This is a genomic window from Brevundimonas diminuta ATCC 11568 (assembly GCF_000204035.1).
Lineage (GTDB): Bacteria > Pseudomonadota > Alphaproteobacteria > Caulobacterales > Caulobacteraceae > Brevundimonas > Brevundimonas diminuta.
Genome location: NZ_GL883084.1, coordinates 108,131 through 116,890 on the forward strand (window position 1 = coordinate 108,131; position 8,760 = coordinate 116,890).

General features: G+C 69.2%; 8 protein-coding genes and 1 pseudogene. 6 read left to right on the forward strand and 3 right to left on the reverse strand.

Features of this window, described 5'->3' with window-relative positions; all coding sequences use genetic code 11:
- Together BDIM_RS00585 and BDIM_RS00590 are read left to right on the forward strand one after the other, a co-directional pair.
- A partial coding sequence (locus BDIM_RS00585) for a hypothetical protein (RefSeq protein WP_040344453.1) occupies positions 1-471 on the forward strand: 471 nt, incomplete at its 5' end.
- Positions 458-1,123, forward strand: coding sequence for a class I SAM-dependent methyltransferase (locus BDIM_RS00590; protein WP_003163621.1), 666 nt, complete (start codon positions 458-460; stop codon positions 1,121-1,123). The genes BDIM_RS00585 and BDIM_RS00590, both read left to right, overlap by 14 nt.
- Before the next feature lie 7 nt (positions 1,124-1,130).
- Here BDIM_RS00590 and BDIM_RS00595 read toward each other — a convergent pair whose 3' ends face one another.
- The 3 genes from BDIM_RS00595 to BDIM_RS00605 form a co-directional block, all read right to left on the reverse strand.
- Positions 1,131-1,703 carry an NADPH-dependent FMN reductase gene (locus BDIM_RS00595; RefSeq protein ID WP_003163623.1) on the reverse strand — a complete coding sequence of 191 codons (573 nt, stop codon included), beginning with the start codon at positions 1,701-1,703 and terminating at the stop codon, positions 1,131-1,133.
- A gap of 81 nt (positions 1,704-1,784) precedes the next feature.
- Positions 1,785-3,095 carry a nicotinate phosphoribosyltransferase gene (locus BDIM_RS00600; RefSeq protein ID WP_003163624.1) on the reverse strand — a complete coding sequence of 437 codons (1,311 nt, stop codon included), beginning with the start codon at positions 3,093-3,095 and terminating at the stop codon, positions 1,785-1,787.
- A 6-nt stretch (positions 3,096-3,101) separates the two neighbouring features.
- Positions 3,102-4,967, reverse strand: coding sequence for a monovalent cation:proton antiporter-2 (CPA2) family protein (locus BDIM_RS00605; protein WP_003163626.1), 1,866 nt, complete (start codon positions 4,965-4,967; stop codon positions 3,102-3,104).
- 181 nt (positions 4,968-5,148) lie between these two features.
- Here BDIM_RS00605 and BDIM_RS00610 point away from each other — a divergent pair, with 181 nt between their 5' ends.
- The 4 genes and pseudogenes from BDIM_RS00610 to BDIM_RS17725 form a co-directional block, all read left to right on the forward strand.
- Positions 5,149-6,963, forward strand: coding sequence for a vWA domain-containing protein (locus BDIM_RS00610; RefSeq protein ID WP_244911877.1), 1,815 nt, complete (start codon positions 5,149-5,151; stop codon positions 6,961-6,963).
- A gap of 83 nt (positions 6,964-7,046) precedes the next feature.
- Positions 7,047-7,457: a CBS domain-containing protein gene (locus tag BDIM_RS00615; protein WP_040344693.1), complete on the forward strand. Its 411-nt coding sequence runs from the start codon at positions 7,047-7,049 to the stop codon at positions 7,455-7,457.
- Between the two features lie 86 nt (positions 7,458-7,543).
- Positions 7,544-8,119 carry a hypothetical protein gene (locus tag BDIM_RS00620; protein WP_003163630.1) on the forward strand — a complete coding sequence of 192 codons (576 nt, stop codon included), beginning with the start codon at positions 7,544-7,546 and terminating at the stop codon, positions 8,117-8,119.
- A gap of 77 nt (positions 8,120-8,196) precedes the next feature.
- A pseudogene (locus BDIM_RS17725) lies at positions 8,197-8,760 on the forward strand (PAS domain-containing sensor histidine kinase); the annotation flags it as partial.

An 8,760-nucleotide genomic window follows, 5' to 3' on the forward strand; every position in this document is an offset into this window, starting at 1 on the left:
GGCGCGCGTGACCATGACGACCTGCCGCGCATGGACGGCGCGCGCATCCGCGCCTGGCGCCAGTTGTCGGTGGCCGAGATCACCCTGCCGACCGGCGCGGTGGCTGAAGGCGGCGCCCCGGAAAACGCCCTGCGCCTGCAGGGCCAGATCAGCCACCTGGACTACGCCATCCGCCCCGCCGTCGCGCCGATCGACATGGCGCGCCACTATGAGGAAGCGTTGCGCGAGGGCGGCTATGAGACGGTCTTTTCCTGCACCGGCATCGCCCGCTGCGGCTCGGGCATGGGGGCGCTGATCCTGCTCAGCGACGCCGTGGCGCCCGCCGGGTTCGCCGACGGCGTGTTCAACGATCAGCTGCGGGTGGTCGTGGCGCGCAAGGGTTCGACCTGGGTGCTGCTGCACATGACGCGCGGACCGGATCGGTCGCTGGTCTATCAGGCCGTGATCGAGGGCGCCCGTGAACTCGACTAGACGGATCGCCGACCCCGCCCATTTCATCCGCGACAACACCCGTCTTCAGCCCGTCTCCCACACGCCGGAGGTTTCGCTGTGGCTGGCCGATGAGGTCACGCCCATCTGGCGGCTGACCGAGGAAGAACTGGGCGAGATGGGCCTGCCGCCGCCGTTCTGGGCCTTCGCCTGGGCGGGCGGACAGGCGCTGGCGCGCTGGCTGCTGGACCATCCGCAGGCGGTTGAGGGACGACGCGTGCTGGATCTGGCGACGGGCTCGGGCCTCGTCGGCATCGCGGCGATGAAGGCGGGCGCGGCCTCGGTGCTGGCCGCCGACATAGATCCCTTCTGCGCGGCGGCGGTGGCGGCGAACGCTGAGGCCAACGGCGTCGAGATCGCCTTCACCGCCGACAACCTGCTGGAGGCCCCGCCCCAGGCCTTCGACCTGATCTGCGCCGGGGACGTCTTCTATGAGGGGCCGATGGCCGCGGCGATGCTGGCCTGGCTGAAGCAGGCGCGCGCGGCCGGGTCTAGCGTGCTGGTCGGCGATCCGGGCCGCACCTACTTCCCGAAAGAGGGCCTCAGCCTGCTGGCCGAATACCGCGTGCCGACGACGCGCGAACTGGAGGACCAGGAGGTCAAGCGCACGCGCGTCTGGTCGCTGGACGCCTGACGCCGCCTCAGGCGTCGCGCGGCAGGACGGTCAGCACCCGCGCCATGTGCTGATGGAAGGCTTCCATATAGTCGCGCAGGAACTGCTCGGTGCCGGGGACGCTGACGTTTCCGTCGTCGTCGATCAGGTCCGGTTTGAACTGGATATAGGCCTCGACCGCATTCATCTGCGGGGCCTGAAGAAAGCCGAGGATGGGGCGCAGGGTTTGTTGCCCCACCGCCGTGCCGATGGCGCCGGGCGAGGCGCCGATCACCGCCGTCGGCTTGTTCTTGAAGACATTGGTCCCGTAGGGACGGCTGGCCCAGTCCAGGGCGTTCTTCAAGCCGCCGGGAACAGAGCGATTATACTCCGGCGTGACGATCAGGATGGCGTCAGAGCGCTTGATCGCCGCCTTGAAATCCTGGGCCACGGCCGGATAGTCGGCGTCGTAATCGTAGGAATAGAGCGGCAGGTCGGCGAAGCTGATCTCGCTCATGTTCAGCTTGTCCGGCGCCAGCTTGACCAGAGCCTTGGCCAGCTTGCGGTTGATCGAGCCCTTGGCCAGGCTGCCGATGATGTAGCCGACGTTGTAGGTGGTCATGGAAGCGTGTCCCGCTGAAATTATGGGCGGCGCCCGGCGCCGCTGATAGCCAAATGTCCAACCAAGCTTAGCGGTTCCGTCTCAGACGCGCACGGCCTGACGCCCGCGTCCCGCCTCGCCGAACACGCGCAGATAGCGTTCGATCTCGGCCCGGTCGCCGGTGGCCTTTTCGACGTTGTCCGACAGCTTGACCGCCGGGCGACCCGCCGCCTGCGTCACCTTGCAGACCAGCGACAGGGGCAGCAGTTCCGGCGCCTCGATGGGAGCGCAATCGCGGAAGTCGTTGGTCAGATTGGTGCCCCAGCCGAAGCTGGTGCGCACCCGGCCCTTGAAGTGGGCGTGGGCCGCCTCGATGCCGTCCACGTCCAGCCCGTCAGCCAGAACCAGCAGACGCTCGCGCGGGTCGCGGCCCTTGGACGCCCACCACTTCATGATGATCTCGCCGCCCTCGATCGGCGGAGCGGAATCGGGGCGGAAACCCTTCCAGTCGGCCAGCCAGTCGGGCGCGTCGTCGAGGAAGGCTTGCGTGCCGAAAGCGTCCGGCAGGGCGATCAGCAGATTGCCGTCATAGGCCGCCCGCCATTCCTCCAGCACCCGATAGGGGGCGGCGCGCAGGGCCGCTTCGTCCTCGCCCGCCATGGCGGCCAGCACCATGGGCAGTTCGTGACCGTTGGTGCCGATGGCCTCAAGGTCGTTGTTCATGGCCAGCAGCACGTTGGAGGTGCCGATGAAGGCGCTTCCCAGCCCCTCCTTCAGCGCCTCGACGCACCAGCCCTGCCACAGGAAGCCGTGGCGGCGGCGCGTACCGAAGTCCGACAGGGCCAGCGGCTCCAGCTGTCGCAGCCGCTCGATCTTGCTCCACAGCTTGGTCTTGGCGCGTGAGTAGAGGATGTCCAGTTCGAAGCGGCCCATGCGGCGCAGGGCCCGGCGGCTGCGCAGTTCGTTCAGGATCGACAGGGCGGGGATTTCCCACAGGGTGACGTCGGCCCAGCTTCCTGAGAACTCCAGCCGGTACTGACCGTCGGCGCTGCGCGACAGGTCGTAGTCCGGCAGGCGATACTCAGCCAGCCAGGCCAGGAAGTCCGGGCTGAAGATCGACTTCACCCCATAGAAGGTGTTGCCGCCCAGCCAGATCAGCTCGCGATTGGTGAATCGCAGGGACCGGGCATGGTCCAGTTGGGCGCGCAGTTCGGCCTCGTCCACTTCCTCGGCCAGCCGCGCCGAAGTCGTGCGGTTGATGACCGAGAAGGTCACGGGCGCGTCGCGGAACCGGCGCCAGATCAGTTGCAGCATCAGCAGCTTGTAGAAGTCGGTGTCCAGCAGGCTGCGGACGATGGGGTCCAGGCGCCAGCCGTGGTCATAGGCCCGCTTGGCCAGGTCGATGCTCGCCATGCCGGGTCAGTCCGCCTTCTGTGCAGCCGGCTCGATGACAGCCTCGGGCGGGGCCTCGTCCTCATTGACCAGGCGGCCTTCGCGATGCGGCTTGATGTAGGGCGTCGGCTGCGGCGTCGGCATATTGCCGCGCATCAGGGCGGCCCCGGCCTTCAGCCCGCCGGTCAGGTCCAGGTCCAGGCGCGCCTCGTCGCGACGGCGCACGTCGGCGATGACGTCGGCGATCTCGTCTTCCGGCAGGCCCAGCTCCTCCAGAACGGCCTGGCCGAACCGGAGGGCGGACTCAAAGGTCTCGCGCACCTGATAATCGACCCCCGCCTGGATCAGGCGCAGCGAATGGCCGCGGTCGAAGGCCCGCACCATCAGCTTCACGCCGGGGAACTCGGACTTGACCAGTTGCACGATCTTGTCGGCGGCCTCCGGCTTGTCGACGCAAACCAGCACCGCCTCGGCCTTGCCCGCGCCCGAGGCCCGAAGCGTGTCGAGGCGCGTCCCGTCGCCGTAGTAGACCTTGAAGCCGAAGTTTCCGGCCGCCTGGATCATCTCCACGTCGTTCTCGATGATCGACACGTCCACGTCGCGCGCCAGCAGCGGCTGCGACACCACCTGGGCGAAACGGCCGAAGCCGATGATCAGCACCTGGCCGCGCAGGCCGTCGGCGGCGTCCACGCCCTCGGCGTCTTCCGGCGACAGGCCCGCCTCCTTAGGCAGGAAGCGCTTCAACGCCAGGGTCGTCAGCGGCGTCAGCGCCATCGACAGGATGACGATGGCCGTCAGGGCCGCGCTCGCCTGGACGTCGATCACTCCCGCCGTCGCAGCGGCGCTGTAGAGGACAAAGGCGAACTCGCCGCCCTGGGCGAACAGGGCCGCGCGCTCGATCGCCTCATGGTGGCGCGCCTTGAACACGCGGGCGACGACATAGATGACCAGGGCCTTGACCACCATGAAGGCCGCCAGCCCCGCCACGACGATGCGCCAGTCGTTGATCACCACGCCGATGTCCAGCGCCATGCCGACCGACAGGAAGAACAAGCCCAGCAGAATGGCGCGGAACGGCTCAACGTCCGCTTCCAGCTGATGCCGGAAGGTCGAGTCGGACAGCAGCACCCCCGCCAGGAAGGCGCCCATGGCCATCGACAGGCCGACCCCGTCCATGATCCAGGCCGTGCCCGCCACGACCAGCAGGGCGGCGGCCGTCATCACCTCGCGCCCGCCGTTGCGGGCCAGGAAGCGGAACACCGGATTGATGGCGTAGATCCCCACAGCCAGCACGCCCGCCAGGGCCGCCAGCGCCAGGCCGATCGACTGCCACAGGGGCGTCGTGCTCTCGGCCGAATGGCCCATAGACGCGCCCAGCAGGGCGACGATGGCCAGCAGGGGCACGATGGCCAGATCCTCGAACAGCAGGATGGACACGGCCCGCTGTCCGCTGGGCGTCGGCAGGTCGCCGCGCTCTTCCAGCATCTGCACGATGACGGCGGTCGAGGACATGACGAAGCCCATGGCCCCGACGAAGGCCACCGGCGCCGACACGCCCGCCGCCATAGCCGCCAGCGTCAGGGCCAGGCCCGCCAGGCCGACCTGGGCCGACCCCAGGCCGAAGATTTCCTTGCGCATCCCCCACAGCCGCTTGGGCCGCATCTCCAGACCGATGATGAACAGGAAGATGACCACGCCGAACTCGGCGACGTGCAGGATGGTCTGCGGCTCACGGAACAGGGCCAGGCCGAAAGGACCGATGGCGACGCCCGCCGCCAGATAGCCGAGCACCGAGCCCAACCCCAGCTTGCGGAAGATCGGCACGGCCACCACGCCCGCCGCCAGCAGGGCCGCCACATGGCCCAGTTCCAGTCCCGTCGCAGCCTCGGCCATCGCTCACCCTTGTGCTTGAGCCTTCATAGTGGGGGCGAAAGACCTCAATAGCGAGGGCTTCATCACCACAACCTCTGCGCCACAGGGCGACGGTGATGCGACTTCGCGAAGAACCTTCGCCTTAGTTCCGCCGAACATCGTCATTCTTCATGGTCGCGACAGGGTTGGAGGAGACCGAACAATGCCCCAGCATCCACGGCGCCGCGCCGCCGGATTTCAGCGTCGCCCGGCGAGCCTGACGCTGGTCGCCGTCGCCGCCCTCATGACCGCCGCCCCGGTCGGCGCCGCGCCCGTTCCGCCGCCCGTGGTTCAGGACGGAACGCCCAGCCCGGCCGCCTGTCGCGAACTCGGCTTCGATCTGTCGCCGCCGTCCCATGTGCGGCCGCCCGTCCTGCGATCACGGCCGCCCCATCCCGCACCGCCTCCGCCCGTCACCCTGTCGATCGAAGCGACCAAGAAGGAAGACCGAGTCGAATACGCCGCCCCGCCCGCCACCGTGAACGACGTGGTCGTCAGCGGGTCGCGCATCGGTCCCTATCCCCCCGGCCCTCCCCTGCCGCCGCGTCCCGTCGACACCGAACGCTATCCCGACGCCACGCTCAATGCGGTCAAGCGCACGGCGGACCAGCCGGTCTCGACCTTCTCCATCGACGTGGACACGGCCGCCTACGCCAACGTCCGTCGCTTCATCGACAACGGCAGGGCTCCGCCGCGCGACGCCGTGCGGGTCGAGGAGATGATCAACTATTTCGACTACGGCTACACCCGCCCGACCTCGGCCGCGCGGCCCTTCGCCGTTACGGCGACCACCACGGCCTCGCCGTGGTCCGAAGGTCGCCGGATCGTCCATGTGGGCCTGCAGGGCTATGAGTTGCCCGAGAACCAGCGCCGCCCGCTGAACCTGACCTTCCTGGTCGACGTGTCCGGTTCGATGAACAGCCCGGACAAGCTGGATCTGGCCAAGCAGTCGATGAACCTGATCATCGACCGCTTGCGGCCCCAGGATCGCGTCGCCGTGGCCTATTACGCCGAAGGCGCCGGCACGACGCTGGCCCCCACCGCCGGGACGCAGAAGCTGAAGCTGCGCTGCGCGGTCGCCTCCTTGCGGGCTTCGGGCGGCACGGCCGGGGCCACCGGCATGACCAACGCCTATGACCAGGCCCAGGCCAGCTTCGGCCGGAACAAGGTCAACCGCATCCTGATGTTCACCGACGGCGACTTCAACGTCGGCGTCACCGACGACAAGCGGCTGGAGGACTACGTCGCCGACAAGCGCAGGACGGGCATCTACCTGTCCGTCTACGGCTTCGGACGCGGCAACTATCAGGACGCCCGGATGCAGGCGATCGCCCAGGCGGGCAACGGAACGGCGGCCTATGTCGACGACCTGAAAGAAGCGCGTCGTCTGTTCGGGCCGATGTTCGACCGGGGCGCCTTTCCCATCGCCGACGACGTGAAGATCCAGGTCGAGTTCAATCCGGCGCGCATCACCGAATGGCGGCTGATCGGCTATGAAACCCGCCTGTTGAATGAGGAAGACTTCAACAACGACGCCGTCGATGCGGGCGAGGTCGGCTCGGGCGCTTCCGTCACGGCCTTGTATGAGATCACGCCCGTCGGCGGGCCGACCCAGATTCCCGAGCGCCGCTATGCCGACAACCGCATCGCGACCGGCGGCGGCGATCCGAACGGCGAATTGGGCTTCATCCAGGTGCGCTACAAACAGCCCGGCCAGCAGCGTTCCGAGCTGATCCAGCAGCCGCTGACCGACCGTTCGCGCGCCGACGCTCCGCCCGAGGCCACGCGGTGGGCCCTGGCCGTCGCCGCCTTCGGTCAGAAGCTGCGCGGCGATCCGTGGATGGCGCCCGACTACGGCTGGGATCGGGTGCTGGATCTGGCCCAGGGCGCGCGCGGCGACGATCCCTACGGCGAGCGGGCCGAGTTCGTCCAGTTGGTCCGCGCCGCCCAGAGCCTGCCGGAACGTCGGGAACCCTGAGCGTCCCCGCGCCGCCGGAACCGCGACCGGCGGCGCGGGTTCCTTAAGGCCAGGCCGCAACGGCCGCGCCAAGGGAGATGGCCATGAAAATTCGCGACGTGATGAGCAAGGACGTGCAGGTCGCCCGCCCCGAAGACACCCTTCATAACGTCGCCGGGCGCATGGCGGCGGGCGATTTCGGCTTCATCCCCGTGGCCGACGGCGACCGGCTGATCGGCGCCCTGACCGACCGCGACATCGTGGTGCGCGCCGTCGCCTCGGGCGCGGGGCCGGAGGCGCGTGTGCTGGACGTCCTGTCGCGCGACGCCCTGGTGGTGCGGGCCGACGACGACCTGAAGGTCGCGCTGGATCTGATGTCCTCGCGCCAGATCCGCCGCCTGCCGGTGGTCGACAAGGACGGCCGCCTGGTCGGCGTGGTTTCGCTGGGAGACCTCTCGACGCGGGTCAAGGAACGCTACGCCGGCGAGGCGCTGGAAGAAATCTCCCGCCCCTAGGGTTAACCGCCGCTAACCACGTCGCGGAACCCGACGATAACGGCCAGGGCCGCATCATTCCCTTCTTTCAGCAGGGGAAGTTCGGAATGGCGCGCGCCCAGTTCCAGAAAGGCCAGAAGGTCTGGGTCGAGAGCGTCGGCGTCTGGGCCCAGGTCGAGAAGGTCAATCCTGTCTGGGCCAAGGGCTTCGACGAGCCGGTCCGCATCACCTACGACGTGGGGCTGGGCCGGGAATTCGCAGCGGCCGAGCTTCAGGTTCCCTCAGACAATCCCGCCGCCGGCGCCCTGGGCGACTGGCGCATCCTGCGCGCGCGCAACAAGTGGCAGGATCCGGCCGACTGCGCCCATCACCCCTTCCCCGGCAGCTATCCCGTCGTCGTCACCGACAAGGCCGACTGGGGCGGCTGGCGCGTGCCCGGCGCCGAATACGACCGCGACCCGCAGCGCGTCGAGTTCCAGGCCCGCTTGATCGCGGGCGCGCCGGAGCTGATGGATCTGGCGCGCGAGTTGATGGCCTCGGTCGCCGAGGCCCCGGACGACGCCCCGCCCGAGACCCAGCGCCTGGCCCGCAAGGCCCAGGCCATCCTGCGCCGCATGACCGAGATCGCCGCCCCGCCGCCTGCGCCCATCCAGCCCGGCGACGGCGCCGAAGCCGAGGCTTAACGACCTTAATCCCACCCCTCGACGGATTCCGCGACGCAGCCTAGATTCCCGGCTGAATCGTCACAGGAGGGTCGCCCTTGCGGGGCACCGAGCGCCGCAGTTACGGGCCGGGCCGTCGGGCCACGGACCATCAGGCCGCGCGCTCTGCGCCCTGGGTCCGCATCCTTGCGCTCGCCGTGGCGCTGGCGCTGGCGGCCTATGTCATGCTGTTCGCCCGCGAGCACAGCCGTCCCAGCCGTGAAGTCGAGGCCGCCCGCCAGGAGACCCTGACGCTTGAGGCTCGGCTCGCCGCCGCCCAGGTCGAGGCCCGCACCAGCCAGACCGATCGCGCCCTGGACGCCGCCGCCCGCGTTTTGACCCAGACGCCCGGCCAGCCGGTGCAGGCGCTGGACAGCGCCCGGCTGGAAGACCCCGAGGCCGCCTTCCTGATCGCCGACGCAAACCGCCGCGCCCTGGCGGCGCGAGGCGCCCGCCTGGGTCCGGACGCAGCTGTGGGACTGTCGATCGGGGAGGACGGCCTGACCACGCGCCGGACGACGCCGGGCGGTCATATCCTGGTCGCCCGCACGCCCCTGCCGAACCTGAAGCCGACGCTGGCGCAGGCCGATCTCAGCGTCCTGCCGTCGGGTCAGGCGCCGGCG